The sequence below is a fragment of the Phenylobacterium sp. genome (assembly GCF_004799395.1).
Taxonomy (GTDB): Bacteria; Pseudomonadota; Alphaproteobacteria; order Caulobacterales; family Caulobacteraceae; genus Phenylobacterium.
This window is the reverse complement of sequence record NZ_SSMZ01000265.1, coordinates 14,780-31,538: the sequence shown is the minus strand read 5'-3', so window position 1 is coordinate 31,538 and position 16,759 is coordinate 14,780. Positions and strand designations below refer to the sequence as shown.

18 protein-coding genes are annotated in these 16,759 nt (G+C 67.9%); 13 read left to right on the top strand and 5 right to left on the bottom strand.

Features of this window, described 5'->3' with window-relative positions:
• Nucleotides 1-246 (bottom strand): hypothetical protein (locus E8A12_RS17020; RefSeq protein WP_293370985.1); only part of this gene is annotated, 246 nt, incomplete at its 3' end.
• 98 nt (nt 247-344) lie between these two features.
• Between E8A12_RS17020 and E8A12_RS17015 the strand changes: the two genes are divergently transcribed.
• Together E8A12_RS17015 and E8A12_RS17010 are read left to right on the top strand one after the other, a co-directional pair.
• A complete protein-coding gene (locus E8A12_RS17015; RefSeq protein WP_293370983.1) occupies nt 345-1,385 on the top strand; it encodes a lysine-2,3-aminomutase-like protein in 1,041 nt (346 codons plus the stop codon).
• Nucleotides 1,385-2,137 carry a pseudouridine synthase gene (locus E8A12_RS17010; RefSeq protein ID WP_293370981.1) on the top strand — a complete coding sequence of 251 codons (753 nt, stop codon included), beginning with the start codon at nt 1,385-1,387 and terminating at the stop codon, nt 2,135-2,137. The genes E8A12_RS17015 and E8A12_RS17010 overlap by 1 nt, the downstream gene beginning before the upstream one ends.
• On the opposite strand, the gene E8A12_RS17005 is transcribed toward E8A12_RS17010, so the two are convergent.
• Nucleotides 2,134-3,462: an ATP-binding protein gene (locus E8A12_RS17005; protein WP_293370979.1), complete on the bottom strand. Its 1,329-nt coding sequence runs from the start codon at nt 3,460-3,462 to the stop codon at nt 2,134-2,136. The genes E8A12_RS17010 and E8A12_RS17005 overlap by 4 nt on opposite strands.
• Entirely contained in the window at nt 3,452-3,988 is a 537-nt protein-coding gene (locus tag E8A12_RS17000) for a DNA-binding response regulator (protein WP_293370977.1), read from the bottom strand. Before E8A12_RS17000 ends, E8A12_RS17005 begins: the two co-directional genes overlap by 11 nt.
• A 207-nt stretch (nt 3,989-4,195) precedes the next feature.
• On the opposite strand from E8A12_RS17000, the gene E8A12_RS16995 reads away from it, so the two are divergent.
• The 4 genes from E8A12_RS16995 to E8A12_RS16980 are packed head-to-tail and all read left to right on the top strand — an operon-like array spanning nt 4,196 to nt 9,093.
• Nucleotides 4,196-5,458, top strand: a complete 1,263-nt coding sequence (locus tag E8A12_RS16995; RefSeq protein WP_293370975.1) for an efflux RND transporter periplasmic adaptor subunit — start codon at nt 4,196-4,198, stop codon at nt 5,456-5,458.
• 23 nt (nt 5,459-5,481) lie between these two features.
• Nucleotides 5,482-6,162, top strand: a complete 681-nt coding sequence (locus tag E8A12_RS16990; protein ID WP_293370973.1) for an ABC transporter ATP-binding protein — start codon at nt 5,482-5,484, stop codon at nt 6,160-6,162.
• 14 nt (nt 6,163-6,176) lie between these two features.
• A complete protein-coding gene (locus E8A12_RS16985; RefSeq protein ID WP_293370971.1) occupies nt 6,177-8,648 on the top strand; it encodes an FtsX-like permease family protein in 2,472 nt (823 codons plus the stop codon).
• On the top strand, nt 8,641-9,093 hold the full coding sequence (locus E8A12_RS16980; RefSeq protein WP_293370969.1) for a DUF2147 domain-containing protein: 453 nt from the start codon (nt 8,641-8,643) through the stop codon (nt 9,091-9,093). The genes E8A12_RS16985 and E8A12_RS16980 overlap by 8 nt, the downstream gene beginning before the upstream one ends.
• Nucleotide 9,094: 1 nt before the next feature.
• Here the strand turns inward: E8A12_RS16980 and E8A12_RS16975 are convergent, their stop codons facing one another.
• Complete coding sequence (locus E8A12_RS16975) at nt 9,095-9,457, bottom strand: DUF4440 domain-containing protein (RefSeq protein WP_293370967.1); 363 nt, start codon at nt 9,455-9,457, stop codon at nt 9,095-9,097.
• Between the two features lie 9 nt (nt 9,458-9,466).
• The gene (locus E8A12_RS16970; protein ID WP_293370965.1) at nt 9,467-10,117 is read right to left on the bottom strand and encodes an alpha/beta hydrolase; all 651 of its coding nucleotides are present in this window, start codon (nt 10,115-10,117) and stop codon (nt 9,467-9,469) included.
• Nucleotides 10,118-10,288: 171 nt separating this feature from the next.
• On the opposite strand from E8A12_RS16970, the gene E8A12_RS16965 reads away from it, so the two are divergent.
• Genes E8A12_RS16965 through E8A12_RS16935 form a run of 7 tightly spaced genes read left to right on the top strand, consistent with a single transcriptional unit; the run spans nt 10,289 to nt 16,753 of the window.
• Complete coding sequence (locus E8A12_RS16965) at nt 10,289-10,726, top strand: Rrf2 family transcriptional regulator (protein ID WP_293370963.1); 438 nt, start codon at nt 10,289-10,291, stop codon at nt 10,724-10,726.
• Nucleotides 10,723-11,886 (top strand): cysteine desulfurase family protein, encoded by a 1,164-nt coding sequence (locus E8A12_RS16960; protein WP_293370961.1) that lies wholly within the window; start codon nt 10,723-10,725, stop codon nt 11,884-11,886. The genes E8A12_RS16965 and E8A12_RS16960 overlap by 4 nt, the downstream gene beginning before the upstream one ends.
• Before the next feature lie 2 nt (nt 11,887-11,888).
• Entirely contained in the window at nt 11,889-13,358 is a 1,470-nt protein-coding gene (gene sufB, locus E8A12_RS16955) for a Fe-S cluster assembly protein SufB (protein ID WP_293370959.1), read from the top strand.
• Nucleotides 13,355-13,768 (top strand): hypothetical protein, encoded by a 414-nt coding sequence (locus tag E8A12_RS16950; RefSeq protein WP_293370957.1) that lies wholly within the window; start codon nt 13,355-13,357, stop codon nt 13,766-13,768. The genes sufB and E8A12_RS16950 overlap by 4 nt, the downstream gene beginning before the upstream one ends.
• Nucleotides 13,768-14,514, top strand: coding sequence for a Fe-S cluster assembly ATPase SufC (sufC, locus tag E8A12_RS16945; protein WP_293370987.1), 747 nt, complete (start codon nt 13,768-13,770; stop codon nt 14,512-14,514). Before E8A12_RS16950 ends, sufC begins: the two co-directional genes overlap by 1 nt.
• Nucleotides 14,511-15,536, top strand: coding sequence for a Fe-S cluster assembly protein SufD (gene sufD, locus E8A12_RS16940; protein ID WP_293370955.1), 1,026 nt, complete (start codon nt 14,511-14,513; stop codon nt 15,534-15,536). Before sufC ends, sufD begins: the two co-directional genes overlap by 4 nt.
• A gap of 2 nt (nt 15,537-15,538) precedes the next feature.
• Complete coding sequence (locus E8A12_RS16935; protein ID WP_293370953.1) at nt 15,539-16,753, top strand: cysteine desulfurase; 1,215 nt, start codon at nt 15,539-15,541, stop codon at nt 16,751-16,753.
• The last annotated feature ends 6 nt before the right edge of the window (nt 16,754-16,759 follow it).

Sequence of the window (16,759 nt, the reverse complement as noted above, 5' to 3'; positions counted from 1 at the left end):
GGGCGGAGAGAGGCTCGTATCCAGCACCGGACCCATGGCGAACTTCCACGTGGTGGGCAGGCCGTAGAGGGCGATGAGGGCGGCGACGGCGGCGACGCTGACCCCATGGTGCGCCAGAAGGTAACCCATGGTGACGCCGACAAATCCCGTCGTCAGGCCGAACGGCAAGTAGACGAAGAAATACCAGTGGGGCGCGAGCCCGCGCGGCACAAAGCCGTCGGCGACCTGGTCCAGCGCTTCGTCCATGGGCGTCCTCGAATTGCACGGTGACGCTAGGCCGTTCCCACGCCAGGTGAACTGCACATTTTTGACGGCGGGCCTCGCACAGCCCATAAGCCCGCGCGATGACCACCAAGACGCTTCGCAACGTGCAGGATCTGGCTGACGCCGGCCTCGTCCCGCTCGAACGCCGGCTGGCGCTGGAGCGCGTGGCCGCGCAGTACGCGGTGGCGATCACCACACCCATGGCGGAGCTGATCGACGTCGCTGACGCACACGACCCGATCGCGCGCCAGTTCGTCCCCAGCGACGCGGAGCTCGAACTGCGGCCAGAGGAATTGGCAGACCCGATCGGCGACGTCTCCCATTCGCCGTTGGAGGGGATCGTCCACCGCTATCCCGACCGCTGCCTGCTGAAGCTGAACCACGCCTGCGCGGTCTACTGCCGCTTCTGTTTCCGCCGCGAGATGGTTGGGCCCGCTGGGGTGCGTCCGCTCTCACCTGACGCCCTCGACGCCGCGATCGGCTATATCGCCGAACACCCCGACATCTGGGAGGTGATCGTCACCGGCGGCGACCCGTTCATCCTGGCGCCGCGCCGTCTGCGCGAGGTGATGGCCCGGCTGGGCGAGATCAATCACCTGAAGGTGGTGCGTTTCCACACCCGCGTGCCGGTCGTGCAGCCGCAGACCGTCACCGATGAGCTGGTCGCCGCGCTCCAGGGGCCAGGCAAGGCGGTCTACGTGGCGTTGCACGCCAACCATGCGCGCGAGTTCACCGCCGAGGCCCGCGCGGCCTGCGCGAAGATCGTCGAGGCGGGTGTACCGATGCTGGGCCAAACCGTGCTGCTGGCTGGCGTGAACGATGACCCGGAGACCCTGACCGCCCTGATGCGGGCCATGGTCGAGACGCGGATCAAGCCCTACTACCTGCACCATGCCGACCTGGCGCTGGGGACCGGCCACTTCAGGACCTCGCTCGAAACAGGCCAGGCGATCATGCGGGCCATGCGCGGCGCGGTCAGCGGCCTCTGCCAGCCGACCTACATCCTCGACATCCCCGGCGGTCACGGGAAGGTCCCGATCGGGCCGGATTACTTCGCCGACGGCAGCGTCGAGGACCCGGCGGGCCGCCGCCACGCCTATCCGCCGAAAGCCGGCGCCTGATGGCCTGGACCGGGCGCTACGACGAGGCCGAGCCACAGCGGGTCAACAAGTGGCTGGGTCAGAGCGGGGTGTGCTCGCGCCGTGAGGCCGAGGGCTTCATCGAGCGCGGCCTGATCTCCATCGATGGCGAGGTGGTCACCGACACCGGCCGCAAGATTCTGCCCGGCCAGACGCTCACGCTGTGCGACGGGAGCGGGCCCGCGCCGCTCAGCGTCGTGCTGCACAAGCCCATGGGGATCGTCTCCGCCCAGCCGGAGCCCGGGCAGACCCCGGCCGTGCGGCTCCTGACCAAGGCCGCCCTTGTCGGCGAAAGCCCGACGATTCCCGATCGGGATACGCGCCTCGCGCCCCTCGGCCGCCTGGACATGGACAGCCGCGGCCTTCTGCTGCTCTCCGACGACGGCGTGCTGGCCAAGGCGATCATTGGGCCCGACTCCGACCTCGAAAAGGAATATCTGGTCCGGGTCACCGGCAAGATCACACCCGAGAAGATTGCCCGGCTCTGTCACGGCCTGACCATGGACGGCCGCCAGCTGAAGCCCGCCAAGGTCAGCGTGGTCCAGGGCCAGGAGCTGCGCTTCATCCTCAAGGAAGGCCGTAACCGCCAGATCCGACGGATGTGCGAACTGGTGGGCATGCACGTCATGGACCTCGTCCGCATCCGCATCGGGTCGCTGCGGCTGGGCGACCTTCCCGAAGGCCAATGGCGCGTGCTGACCGACGCCGAGCGTGCTGCGCTGCTCTCGGGCTAGCCCGCCGGGAGGGTTATCTGGAAGACCGCCCCGTTGGGCGAGGCGGCCTGGTGCTCCAGCCGCCCGCCGTGGCTGAGCGCGATCTGGCGCGCCAGGGTCAGGCCGATGCCCGAGCCGCCGGCCTTGGTCGTGAAGAACGGCACGAAGACGCCTTCGGGGTCGTCGAGCGGCAGGCCCGGACCATTATCGGCCACGCTGAGCACGATCTGCTCGTCGTCCTCCATGGTCAGCGTCAGCCGCACCCGCGCGTTTGGGCGACCGCGCACCGCATCGACGGCGTTCTTGATCAGGTTGATGGCCGCCTGCTCCAGGAGGTCCGGATCGGCGTTGAGGACCAGCCAAGAAGGATGCGCCGCGCTCGACCAGGCGATGGCGTCAGCGCCGATCATCGCCTCAGCTAGGCGGTCGAGACGGCGAATGAATTCCGCGGCGGGAAGGCGCGCCTTCTCGATGACAGGCGTGTCGGTCAGGCGCCGATAACGCTCGACGAAGGTCATCAGGCCCTGCCCGCGCCGGGCGATCACCTGGGCGGACTCGATGATCTCGGCCTCGGTCCCAGGGCTGTGGGGCTCACCGAGCCGCGCGGCGATGCTTTCCGACAGCGAACAGATGGGCGTGAGCGAATTCATCATCTCGTGCGCCAGAACGCGCACCAGGTCCTGCCAGGCCTTTAGCTCCACCGCGTCGAGGTCGCTGGCGATGCTCTGGATGGCGATCAGCCGCCGCGCCGCGCCGCCGGCCGTGAAGCCGGACACGGTGGCGAGGACCGCCCGCTGATCGGCCAGGCGCAAGACCTCCCGCGCACCGGCTGGCAGAGCCTGCAGACGCTGCGCAGCCTCGGGGCCAAGCGCCAGGATCGCGCTCAGAGGCCCAAGGGTGGCCATCATGCCCGTGCGCGCGGCGCGGTTCATGCCGGTGACCGCCCCCTTCTCGTCGATCACCAGCAGGGCGGCGCTGACCGTGTCGGCCAGCGCTTCCAGGAAGTCGGAGCGCTGCTGGCGATCGGCGCGGATGGCGGCGAGCCGGTCTAGCGCCGCCCTGATCGCATCGCCAAGCGCGCGCAGACCGATCGGCGCGGTCGGTCGCTCGTAACCCTCGGCGGTCATGCCTTCGACGAACTGGGCGAGGGTGCGGTCGGCGGCCCCGATGCTGCGCATCAGGTCCAGGATCACCAAGCCGGCGACGCCTGCCAGCACCGCGGCGGTCGCCCACAGGCGCCGCTCTGCGGCCAGCAGGATCCCGAACGCCAGCGCGCTGACGACGGCGGCCCGAAGGCCCGCGGCGAGCGCGAAACCGCCCGCGCCGGAAAACCGCCTAAAGACCATGCCGCTCCATTCGCCGGTAGAGCGCCGGCCGGGTCAGGCCGAGGGCCGCCGCGGCGTGGCTGACGTTTCCGTCGTAGAGCAACATGGCGCGTTCGATGGACCGCTTCTCGAGGTCATCCAGGTTCAGGGCGCGCCCGCTGGCGCGGCGCTCGGCGGTCAGCGCCATCGCCGCGCGCATCGCTTCGGCCAGGGGCTCGTTGCGCCAGGGCTTCAGCACGAAATCGGCCGCGCCGCGCTTCAGGGCCTGCACGGCGAGCGAAACCCCGCCGTAGGTGGTCATCAGCACGACGGACAGAGCCGGATCCGCCGCCTGCAGACGGTCCAAGACGTCGAGGCCCTCCGCGCCGTCGCGAGCGCCGATGGCGAAGTTCATATCCAGCAGGACGGCGTCGTAGGCCTCCGGCCGCGCGATGAGGGTCTCGGGCGTGGCCGCGGTCTCCACCCGATCGGCCGTCGCCGCCAGGGCCGCGGCGGCGGCCTTCAGGACATCGGCGTCGTCGTCGACGATGAGCAGGGTGGTCGGCACCCCATAAACCTACGGTGTCGCGGCGTTCGCGGCAAAGCCAGCCTCGTCAAAGGCTTAGGCGCCGACCTGTCCGCGCGTGCGCCGGCACGTGTCCGATTCCGGACACCGCGGCAGCGCCGAGCTCACGCCGGATCAGCTAAGTCTCGGAATAACTTGGACTTCGTTGAACGCCGGCTTCAGGCGACACTGACCGCCATGAGTTTGGACATGGACAGACGCATCGTCCTGCCGTGGCGCCGCCGCCGTGGGACCCTGTTCGCCGCCGGCGCCGCCGCGGCGCTGCTGGCGGTCGGCGGCCTTGGCATGGCGGTTGTGGGTGCGTCCAGGTCGAGCGTCCGCCTGCCGGCGCAGAACGTCACCATCGCGGCGGTCGAGCGCGGCGTGTTCCACGACTTCGTGGTGCTGCGCGCCACCGCCCAGCCCAAGGATGTGATCTACCTTGACGCCCTGGAAGGCGGTCAGGTGCAGCAGGTCCTGGCGCAGGCCGGCGATACGCTCGCCGCCGGCCAGCCGGTCCTGCGGTTTCGCAATACCGAACTGGAACTCGAGGTGCTCGACCGTGAGGGCCGGCTGATCGAATCCATCACTCAGCTTCAGACCTATGAAAAGCAGCTGGAAGACGCCCGCGTCGCCAACGAGAAGGCCGCCGCCCAGATCGAGTACGACATCACCCGACTGCAACGGACCGCAGAGCGGCGCGACGCGCTGGCGGCCAAAGGCTACGTCGCCAAGGACCTCTTCGAGCAGGTCCACGACGAGTTGGACCACGACCGCCGGCTGTTGCCGCTGCAGACCAGCTCCAACGCGCAGCAGGACGCGCTGCGACGCCGCCAGATCCCCCAGATCCAGAACGAACTCGCCACCCTGCAGGAAAGCCTCAGGGTCACCCGCTCCAAGCTGGACAGCCTGGTGGTCCGCGCACCGGTCCCGGGACGGCTGACCGACATGGACATCAAGGTGGGCGAGATCCGCAATCGCGGCCAGCGCCTGGGCCAGATCGTCGCCGACACCGGCTTCAAGCTGCAGGCCCAGATCGACGAATACTACCTGGAGCGCGTGCGGGCCGGCCAGACCGGCGTCGTGACCATCGAGGGCCGCGAGGTCCCGGTGAAAATCACCCGCGTCGACCCTCAGGTGAAGAACGCGACCTTCCAGGTAGATCTCGCCTTCGAAGGCGCTATGCCGCGTGGCCTCCTCCCTGGCCAGGCCCTTGAGGGCCGGTTGACGCTCAGTGGCGATCAGCCGGCCCTCGTTTTGCCGGCCGGGCCCTTCCTGGAGCGCACCGGCGGGGACTGGGTCATGGTGACCGACGCGGGTGGAACGCATGCCGACCGCCGGCGGATCAGGATCGGCCGGCGCAGCGCCGAGCAGGTGGAAGTGCTGGGCGGCCTTAAGCCCGGCGAGCAGGTGATCACGTCGGACTATGCGGGCTTCGAGAAGGTCGACCGCGTGGTCTTGTCAAAGAAATAGCGAGACACAAGGGGAGGGCAGGGATGCTCAAGCTCACGAACGTCAGCAAGATCTACCGCGCCGCCGAGGTGGAGACCCTCGCGCTCAACGACATCTCAATGGAGGTCCGCGGCGGGGAGTTCGTCGCTATCATGGGCCCGTCGGGCTGCGGCAAGTCCACCCTGCTCAATGTGCTGGGCCTGCTCGACACGCCCACCAGCGGCGGGTTCGAGTTCTTCGGCCAGGAGGTCTCCGGGCGGTCCGAGCGCGAGCTGACGGCGTTGCGCTGTGAGCGGATCGGTTTCGTCTTCCAGAGCTTCAACCTGATCGACGACCTGACGGTGGCGGAGAACGTCGAGGTGGCGTTGCTCTACCGAAAGGTCCCGGCGGGTGAGCGGCGACGGCGGGTGGCCGAAGCGCTTGCCAATGTCGGGATGGGCCACCGGGCGAAGCATCGGCCCCAGCAGCTGTCGGGCGGCCAGCAACAGCGCGTGGCGGTGGCCCGCGCCCTGGTCTCCAATCCCAGCCTGATCCTGGCGGACGAGCCGACAGGCAACCTCGATACGATCAACGGAGAGGCGGTGATGGGTATGCTGACTGACGCAGCCCTGAGCGGCGTGACGGTCGTAATGGTCACCCACTCCCTCGCCCACGCCGCCGCCGCCCAGCGCACGATCAAGCTGCTGGACGGCCGGGTGGTCTCCGAAACCCTGCTCGCGGCCTAAGAGGGACACTTTCGATGTTCGGCAACTATCTGGCAGCGGCGCTCCGCAACCTGCAGCGCAACGGCCTCTACGCCACCCTCACCATCATGGGCCTGGCGGTCGGCTTCGCCTCGGCGATCCTGATCGGCCTCTATCTGCGCCACGAGCTGACCTACGACCAGTTCATCCCCGGGCACGAGCGCGTGTTCCTGATGAGCCAAACCTTTGTCCCGCACGACAAGCCCAAGATTGAAATGGATACCACCTCCGCCCGCCTGGCGGAGGATCTGAAGGTCGCGTTTCCCCAGATCGAATATATTGCGCGCCTGGGCGCGTCTGGCTTTCCGCCGGTGATCCGCCGCGGCGACTTCAGCATCAGCGAGCGGCTGTTCGCCTCCGCAGACCCGGATTTCTTCAAGGTCATGCCGATGCCGGCTGTCGCGGGCGACCCGGCGTCTGCGCTGGACGCACCCGATAGCGTGGTGTTGACGCGCACAGTCGCCCGCAAGTTCTTCGGGCGTGACGCGCCGCTCGGCGGCGTCTTATTGATCGATGGTCAGCCCTTCCGGGTGACAGCGGTGATCGAGGATCTGCCGACCAACAGCCACCTCGACTATGAGGTCTTCGCGTCCTCGAAGGCGGCTTCATCGGTGCTCTGGAAGCTCTATGGGGCCGGTTACACTTCGAATTCCAACTTGACCTACCTCCGCCTCAAGCGCGGCGCGTCTGCGGCCGAGATGAACACGGGTCTGCAGGGCTTCGCGGAGCAGCATATTCTGCCGGCCCTGCGCGCCATAAATCCTGACCAGAAACTCGACGGCTTTCGGATGCGCCTCAAGCCGCTGACTTCGATCCATCTGCAGCCTGCCGATGGCGGCGATCCCAAGAACGGCGCGGACATCAAGGTTCTCGCGGGGATCGGTATTATCGGCGTGCTGATTGTGATTGTCGCGGCCATCAACTTCGTCACCTTGATGACCGCGCGAGCGTCACGGCGAGCCGTGGAGGTCGGCGTACGCAAGGCGCTTGGCGCCCAGCGCAAGGACCTGATCGTCCAGTTTATGGGCGAGGCGATGATCTATGTGGCGGTCGCGCTTGTTCTGGCGGTCGCTCTCGCAGAACTATTGCTGCCGGCGGTGAGCGCGGCGCTGCAGCGGAAGATCGCCTTCAACTACCTGAGCGACCCGCAACTCCTGCTGGTCATGCTCGGCGTCACCCTGGCCACCGCATTGCTGGCCGGGCTCTATCCCGCACTTGTGCTTTCATCCTTCCGGCCTTCCTCCGTCCTGAAAGGCGGCCCGATCGCGGGCGCAGGCGGCGGCGGCGTCCGGCAAGCGCTTGTCGTAGCGCAGTTCGCGGTGCTGATCGCATTGCTGCTTGGCGCGCTGACCATCTACCGCCAGACCATGTTCGCGCTCAGGGACGCCACCCACATCAACAAGAACGACGTGGTGATGCTGTTCGCTTCACCGTGCACCGACTCTCTCCGAAATGCGGTGAAAGCCGTCCCAGGCGTCCGCAGCGCGGCCTGCGCCTCCGCGGCCGCGGTCGCCTTGGGCGAAAACGACGACATGAGCTTCGTCGGCGACCGTCACGCCCTACTCGAATATTCTCCCGTCGACTTCGGTTTCTTCGAGGTCTACGGGATCAAGCCGATCGCGGGGCGACTGCCCGACGCCGCGCGGCCCGGGGACGACGGCGGAAAGCTCGGCGACACGCCGCCGCCGATCTTGCTCAACGAGGCCGGGGTCCGGGAACTGGGGTTCAAGTCGCCGCAGGACGCTATCGGGCGGTTGGTGACCTGGCACTACAAGCCCAGCTTGAGCATGGACGCCCTGGCCACTACGGTCGCCGCGCCGGCGAGAGCTTCCGAGGTGATCGGGGTCGTGCCGGATTTCACGTTCGGGTCTATCCGGCAGAAGGTTCGCGGCGGTTTCTACTATGTCGGCGCCAAGAACGATATGCTGAGCTCCGTTGCGCTGAATGTAAGGCTCGACCCCTTGCGCAGCGCCGACACCCTCAGGCGCATCGACACGGTCTGGGCGAAAATCAGCGGCGGTCTGCCGCTCCAGCAGTACTTCACAGATCAGTTCCTGCTCTTCAGGTACATCGACAACGTCATCCAGGGCGGGTTCATCGCCGCCTGCGCCCTGATCGCGGTGTCCATCGCCTGTCTTGGCCTCTTTGCGCTGTCGGCTTACACCGCCGAGCGGAGAACCAAGGAGATCGGAATCCGCAAGGCCATGGGCGCGACCTCGTCAGATATCCTTAGGCTGTTGCTCTGGCAGTTCGCCAAGCCGGTGCTGTGGGCCAATCTGCTGGCGCTGCCGGTGGCCTGGCTGGCCATGGACAGCTGGCTGAAGGGGTTCGCCTACCATGTCGAGCTGGCGCCCTGGACCTTTGCAGCGGCCGCGGGGGCAGGCGTGGTGATCGCCTGGGGCACGGTGTTCGTCCACGCCCTGCGCGTCGCCCGCGCGCGGCCGGTGGGAGCATTGCGCTATGAATAGGATCGTCGCGGGGATCGCGGGTCTCGCGGCCGTATTGCTGGCGGTGGCCCACGGGGCCCGCGCCGCGCCCGGCGACCAGGTGTTCGGCGTCTGGCTGACCCAGGCCAAGGACGGCAAGGTGCGCATCGCCCCCTGCGCAAACGATGCGGCCCAGACCTGCGGCGTCATCCTGTCGGGCAAGGCGCCGGATGGGCAGGACGCCCGGCTGGTCACCGACATCAAGAACCCGGATCCGGCGCTGCGCAGCCGTCCCATCGTGGGCCTGCAGATCATCTCGGGCTTCCGCCGCGACGGCGAGGGCGGGTGGACCGGCGGCAGGATCTACGATCCGGTTGGCGGCAAGACCTACAAGGCCAAGATGGGCGCTGGCCCCAATGGCGCCTTGAAGGTCGCCGGTTGCGTGCTGTTCTTCTGCCGGGCCGAGACCTGGACCCGGGTGGAATAGATCAGGAGAGGGTGACGAACAGTTCGCTCTCGATCACCCACTGGCCGGTGATCTTGCGCCAGGCGGCCAAGTAGGCGCCGGACATGCCATTTCCGATCCAGCGGCCGGTCTCGGCGGCGCACTCTTCGGCCGCGTCGATCTCAATACGGTCGGGAGTGCGCACGTAGGCCACGAAGCCCGGCTCGCGGAACTGGGCGGCGAAGGCTTCGACGATGGCGTCGGCGCCCAGGATCAGTCCGCCGCCGCCGGGGATCAGCTGGGCGTCGGCCGCAAAGAACGGGCGCAGGGCCTGGGCATCTCGGGCGGCGATCCGCTTGTTCGTCAGCCGCCGCCGCGCCGCGATGGCGTCCTGCGGGCCGGTCACCGCGAGCCCTTACGCGGGATCGGCCGCCAGGCGCTTGTCGAGGTAGGCGCCGACGCGGCTTTCGACGTCCGGCAGGTTCTCCATCCAGAAGTGGCTGGCGCCCTCGACGACGTCATAGTCGATGACGATGCCCTTCTGGGTGCGCAGCTTGGAGACCACGCGTTCGACCTCGATCGGCGGGACGACGCTGTCATTGCCGCCGTGCAGGATCAGGCCGGAGGCCGGGCAGGGGGCCAGGAACGAGAAATCGTAGGCGTTGGTGGGCGGCGAGACCGAGATGAAGCCGTCCGTCTCCGGCCGGCGCATCAGGAGCTGCATGCCGACCCAGGCGCCGAAGGAATAGCCCGCCACCCAGCATTGCGAGGCCGCCGGGTTGGTGGTCTGCAGCCAGTCCAGCGCGGTGGCGGCGTCAGCCAGCTCGCCGATGCCTGAGTCGAATTCGCCCTGGCTGCGGCCCACGCCGCGGAAATTGAACCTCAGGACCGAGAATCCGCGCTTCATGAACAGGTGGAAGAGCTGCACCGTGACCGGATTGTTCATCTGGCCGCCCGCCTTGGGATGCGGGTGCAGGATCAGCGCCACCGGCGCGGTCTCCGTCTTGCCCTGCGAATAGCGGCCTTCGATCCGCCCCGCGGCGCCAGTCAGAACCACTTCCGGCATCAGATCCCTCTTAAGCTCGCCCCCACGAATTCGGGGCCCTGGAATACTTGACTACTGCGCTGGGTCTTCCTAAGTCGCATCGCGACCGCGAGGATCGGTCCTGCGCAAGGCGGCGGCCTATAACATAGGGGCGCGGCGGAACGCGAGAAAACTGCACTGGACGGACTTTCAATGCGTCTCTCCACCAAAGGCCGCTACGCCGTTATGGCCATGGCCGACCTGGCGCGACGCCAGGACGAGCCGTGCCGCGCTGTGGCGCTCGCCGAGATCGCCGCGCGTCAGGAAATATCCTTGTCATACCTCGAGCAGCTCTTCGCGCGCCTGCGCCGCAAGGGGCTGGTGCAATCCGCCCGCGGGCCCGGCGGAGGCTATCGGCTTAGCCGTACGGCCGAAGAGACCTCCATCGCCGACATCGTCCTGGCCGTCGACGAACCGCTGCGGGCCACGCGTTGCGCCGAGCAGGGCAAGGGCTGCATGTTGAAGGGCGAGCGCTGCCTGACCCACGACCTGTGGGACGACCTGGGTCACCGGATCGAGGACTATCTGGCCTCGGTCAGCCTGGCCGACGTGATCACCGGGCGGCTGCGCAACAAGCGGGCGGCGGCATGAGCGCCCCCAAGATGCAGACCTATCTCGACCATAACGCCACTGCCGTGGTGCGCCCGGAAGCGCGCGCCGCCATGGCGCGGGCCCTGGAGGTCGGCGGCAATCCGTCCTCGATCCACGCCGCCGGCCGCGCCGCCCGCGCCCTGATGGAAACCGCCCGCGAGCAGGTCGCCGCGCTGATCGCCGCGCCGGCCTCCACCGTGATCTTCACCAGCGGCGGCACCGAGGCCAATGCGCTGGCGATCGAAAGCGCCGTCGCGGCGGGGTCGCGCCGACTTATCGTCTCGGCGATCGAGCATGACAGCGTTCAGGAGACGTCCCGCGTCGCTGGCATCGCGGTCGAGGTCTTGCCCGTGGACGCCGCCGGCCGCGCCGACCTGACCTGGCTGGCCGATCGCCTCGCCAGATGGGACGCCATCGATGGAAAGCCGTTCGTGGCCCTGATGCTCGCCAACAATGAGACAGGCGTCATCCAGCCGGTGTTCGAAGCTTCGCAGATCGTCCGCGCCGCCGACGGCTGGCTGCATGTCGACGCCATCCAGGCGGCCGGCAAGATCGGGATCGACTGCCGCCCGCTCGGCGCCGACACGCTCAGCATCTCCGCCCACAAGATCGGCGGCCCGCAGGGCGTGGGCGCCCTGACCTTCGGGCCGAGGGCGACCTTGTCGCGCCGCCAGCATGGCGGTGGGCAGGAGCGCGGCCGTCGCGGCGGCACCGAGAACGTCCCCGGCATCACCGCGTTCGGCGCGGCCGCTGTGGAGGCGCTGAAGGGCGTCGAAGAGTTCAACCGCCGCGCCGCCTGGCGAGACGCCGCCGCCGAACACCTGAAGGCCGTCGGGGCCGTGGTGATGGGCGAGGCCGCGCCCAGGCTCGCCAATACGCTCTGCGTCGCCACGCCAGGCTTCCCGTCCGACGTCCAGGTCATGGGCCTCGATCTGGCGGGCGTCATGGTCAGCGCGGGCTCGGCCTGTTCCTCCGGCAAGGTGAAGGCCTCGCCGGTGCTGGAGGCCATGGGGCAGGCAGCGCTGTCCGGCTGCGCCATTCGCGTCAGCGGCGGGTGGAGCACGACCGAAGCCGACTGGGACCGTTTCGTCGAGGCGTGGTCCGCTGCGCATGACCGCCACGCCGCCCGTCACCGCCAAACCGCGACCGTGGGAGCCTGACCATGGCCGCCGTCAAACAGACCGTCGAACACGTCGAGAGCCTGGAAAAGTACAAGCACGGCTTCGTCACGGACATCGAACAGGACTTCGCGCCCAAGGGCCTGAACGCCGACATCGTCCGCTTCATCTCGGCCAAGAAGAACGAGCCGGACTGGATGCTGGCCTGGCGACTCGACGCCTTCGAGCGCTGGCAGGCCATGGAAGAGCCGAGCTGGGCGAAGGTGAACTTCCCGCGGATCGACTACCAGGACAGCTACTACTACGCCGCCCCCAAGGAGAAGGTGGGCCTCAAGAGCCTCGACGAGGTCGATCCGGACATCCTGGAGACCTACAAGAAGCTGGGCATCCCGCTGCGCGAGCAGGAGGTTCTGGCCGGCGTCGTCGGCGCACCGCGCTATGCCGTGGACGCGGTGTTCGACAGCGTCAGCGTGGTGACCACCTTCAAGAAAGAATTGGCCCAGGTGGGGGTCATCTTCTGCTCGATGAGCGAGGCGATCCGCGAGCACCCGGAACTGGTCCGGAAATATCTCGGCTCGGTCGTGCCGGTCTCGGACAACTATTTCGCCTGCCTGAACGCGGCGGTCTTCTCTGACGGCAGCTTCGTATATGTGCCGCCGGGCGTGCGCTGCCCGATGGAGCTCTCCACCTATTTCCGGATCAACGCCGAGAATTCCGGCCAGTTCGAACGCACCCTGATCATCGCCGACGCAGGCGCCTATGTCTCGTACCTCGAAGGCTGCACGGCCCCGATGCGCGACGAGAACCAGCTGCACGCCGCGGTCGTGGAACTGGTCGTGCTGGACGACGCGGAGATCAAATATTCCACGGTCCAGAACTGGTATCCGGGCGATCCGCAGACCGGCAAGGGTGGCATCTACAACTTCGTCACCAAGCGCGCCGACTGCCGCGGGGACCGCTCCAAGGTGTCCTGGACCCAGGTGGAGACCGGCTCGGCGATCACCTGGAAGTACCCGTCCTGCGTCCTGCGCGGCGAGGGTTCGTCCGGCGAATTCTACTCCATCGCCATCACCAATGGGCGCCAGCAGGCTGACACTGGCACCAAGATGATCCACCTGGGCGCCAACACCCGCTCGCGGATCATCTCCAAGGGGATCAGCGCCGGGAAGAGCTCGAACACCTACCGTGGCCTGGTGTCGGCGCACCCCAAGGCCAAGGGTGCGCGCAACTTCACCCAGTGCGACTCCTTGCTGATCGGCAAGCACTGCGCGGCGCATACCGTGCCCTACATCGAGGCCCGCAACGGCCAGGCGAAGTTCGAGCACGAGGCCACGACGACACGCCTTTCGGAAGACCAGCTCTTCTATGTGATGCAGCGCGGTCTCTCCCAGGAGGAAGCGGTGCAGCTGCTGGTGAACGGCTTCGTCAAGGACGTGCTTCAGGAACTCCCGATGGAGTTCGCGGTCGAAGCCCAGAAGCTCGTCGCCATCAGCCTTGAAGGGAGCGTCGGATGAACATACCCGCCCGCAAGAACGCCCCCACGACTCTCTCTCTGCGTCACGCCTTCGAGGTCGAACAGGCGCGCCGCGAGGCCGAGCGGTACGCCCGCGAGGAAGCCGACCGGCGCCAACAGGAGGAAGACCTTTCCCGCGCCGAGCAGCTCTACGACGCGCTGATCGGCGACCCGGCTTTCCTGACCGCGCACAACCTGACCGCCGACTGGCGGCGCTACAGTGTCCACCTGGAAAGCCCGGAGTTCCGCATTCGGGCCTATTTCGAGGCGGGCCAGGCCAGCATCACCGTCGGCGACAAGCGCAATGTCGCCGTCTCCGCCACCCCGGCGCCCATGAAGCGCGAGGAGGTCGACAGCGTCGCTGACGCCCTGCGCGTGGTCGCCCAGTTCCTTGCCGACGAGATCCCATGATGTTGAGCGTTTCGAACCTGCATGCCTCGGTCGACGGCAAGGAAATCCTCAAAGGGCTGACCCTCGCCGTCCCGGCCGGCGAGGTGCACGCGATCATGGGGCCGAACGGAGCGGGCAAGTCGACGTTGTCCTACGTGCTGACCGGCCGCGACGGCTATGAGGTGACGCAGGGCTCCGCCACCCTGGACGGCGAGGACCTGTTGGCGCTGGCGCCGGATGAACGCGCGGCGCGCGGCGTCTTCCTGTCGTTCCAGTACCCGCTGGAGATCCCCGGCGTCCCCGCGCTGACCTTCATCCGCACGGCGTTGAACGCCCAGCGCCGCGCCCGCGGCCAGGCCGAGATCACCGCCCCGGAGTTCCTGAAGCTGGCGCGGGCGAAATCCGCGGACTTGAAGATCGACTTCGATATGCTCAAGCGGGCGCTCAATGTCGGCTTTTCTGGCGGTGAGAAGAAGCGCATGGAAATCCTTCAAATGGCGATGCTTTCGCCGCGATTCCTCATCCTGGATGAGACCGACAGCGGACTGGACATCGATGCTCTGCGGATCGTGTCGGATGGCGTGAACGCCCTGCGCTCGCCCGAGCGCGCCATGCTGGTGATCACCCACTATCAGCGTCTGCTCGACTACATCAAACCCGACCGGGTTCACGTTCTTGCGGGCGGGCGGATCGTGGCGTCCGGCGGGCCGGAGCTGGCCCACGAGCTGGAGAAGAACGGCTACGAGCAGTACGAGAAGGCCGCGTGAGCCTGACCACCGCCATACGCGACCGCGACGTCACCGAGCTGCCGGGCAAGCGTGACGAGGATTGGCGCTGGACGGACCTGCGCGGCCTGATCCGCAAACTGCCGCCGCCGTCCGAACCGTTTACGGCGGACATCGGCGCGGGGCCTTTCGACGCGCTGGCCTCCGACCGCCGGGTGATTGTCAACGGCCGCGGCGCCGACCCCATCGAGATCGCCCGCGGCAAGAACGCCATCGTCGCGGCGCGCTTTGTCTCGCGCGGCGCAGGTGTCCACGTGGCCCGGCTGAACGTCATCGTCGGCCCCGACGCCCGCTTGGTCCTGCTGGAGAGCTACGAGAGCGACAGCGCCTCAATTTCACAGGCCTCGCTGACCATCACCCTGCATCCCGGCGCGCGGATCGAGCGGATCGTGCTGGCCCAGGACAACGCCGAGGCGGTCAACGTCAGCCAGGCGGAGGTGCTCCACGCGGCCCGCGCCCGCTTCGCCCAGACCGTCGTCACCTCCGGCGCGCGCCGCCAGCGGCTGGAGACCCGCGTCCAGCATCCCGGCGGCAACGCCGAACTGCGCCTCGACGGCGTCTATCTGCTGGCCGACAAGCGCCACGCCGATCAGACCACGATCGTCACCCATGCCGGTCCGGATGGCGTCACCGCCCAACTGACCAAGGGTGTGGTCCGCGACCAGGCGCGCGGCGTGTTCCAGGGACGCATCGTGGTGGAGGAGGGCGCCGACCGCACCGACGCCCGCATGGGCCACCACGCGCTGATCCTCTCCGACCGGGCCGAGGTGGACGCCAAGCCGGAGCTGGAAATCTACGCCGACGACGTGGCCTGTGCGCACGGCAACACCGTGGGCGCCCTGGACGAGGACGCCCTGTTCTACGCACGCCAGCGCGGCATCCCCGAGGCGCAGGCCCGGGCTTTGCTGACCGAGGCCTTCATCGGCCAGGTTATCGACCGCATCGGGCACGAGGGCGCCCGCGACGCGGTCCGCGCCTGGGTCGCAGAACGGCTGTGGGATTGAGCATGGCCTTCGACGCCGAAGCCATCCGCGCGGAGTTCCCGATCCTGGGACGCCAGATCAATGGCCACCCGCTGGTCTATCTGGACAGCGCCGCCTCGGCGCAGAAGCCCCGCGCCGTGATCGACGCCATGGTCCGCGCCATGGAGCACAGCTACGCCAATGTGCACCGGGGCCTGCACACCCTCGCCAACGAGACCACCGAGGCCTACGAAGCCGCGCGCAAGGCAGTGGCCGGTTTCCTCGGCGCTGATCCGGCCGAGATGGTCTTCACCAAGGGTGCGACCGAGGCGATCAACCTGGTCGCCTCCGGGCTCGGCGCGGCCCTCAAGGCTGGCGACGAAATCGTGCTCTCCGAGATGGAGCACCACGCCAATATCGTCCCGTGGCACTTCCTGCGCGAGCGCCAAGGCGTCGTTCTGAAGTTCACGCCGGTCACCGACGATGGCCGCCTGGATGTCGCAGCGTTCAAAGCCCTGCTTAGCGAGCGCACCAAGGTCGTGGGCCTGACCCACATGTCCAACGTGCTGGGCACCGTGAACCCGGTGACCGAGCTGACGAAGCTGGCGCACGAGGCTGGCGCGCTGGTGCTGCTCGACGGCTGCCAGGCCGTCGTGCACCAGCCAGTGGATGTGAAGGCGCTGGACTGCGATTTCTATGTCTTCTCCGGCCACAAGCTCTATGGGCCGACAGGCATCGGCGCCCTCTACGGCAAGGCCGAGCGTCTGGCGGGCCTGCGCCCTTACCAGGGCGGTGGCGAGATGATCGCCAATGTGGCCCTGGACACCATCACGTACGCCGACCCCCCGCATCGCTTCGAGGCCGGCACGCCGCCGATCCTGGAAGCCATCGGCCTCGGCGCCGCCATCAATTGGCTAGCGGGCCTCGACCGCACCGCGATCGCCGCCCACGAGCACGCGCTCTATGACCACGTCCGCGAGCGTCTGAACGGGGCCAACTGGCTGCGCGTGCTGGGCGAGGCGCCGGGGAAGGGCGCGATCCTCTCCTTCACGGTCGACGGCGCGCATGCCCACGACGTCGCTCAGATCCTGGACCAGTACGGCGTCGCTGTGCGCGCTGGAACCCACTGCGCCGAACCGCTGATGCGGCGTTTCGGCGTCACATCGAGCGCGCGAGCGTCGTTCGCCCTATATAACACCCAGCGTGAGGCCGACGCCTTCGTGGATGCGCTTACCAAGACTCAGGCTTTCTTCGCTTAAGATGAC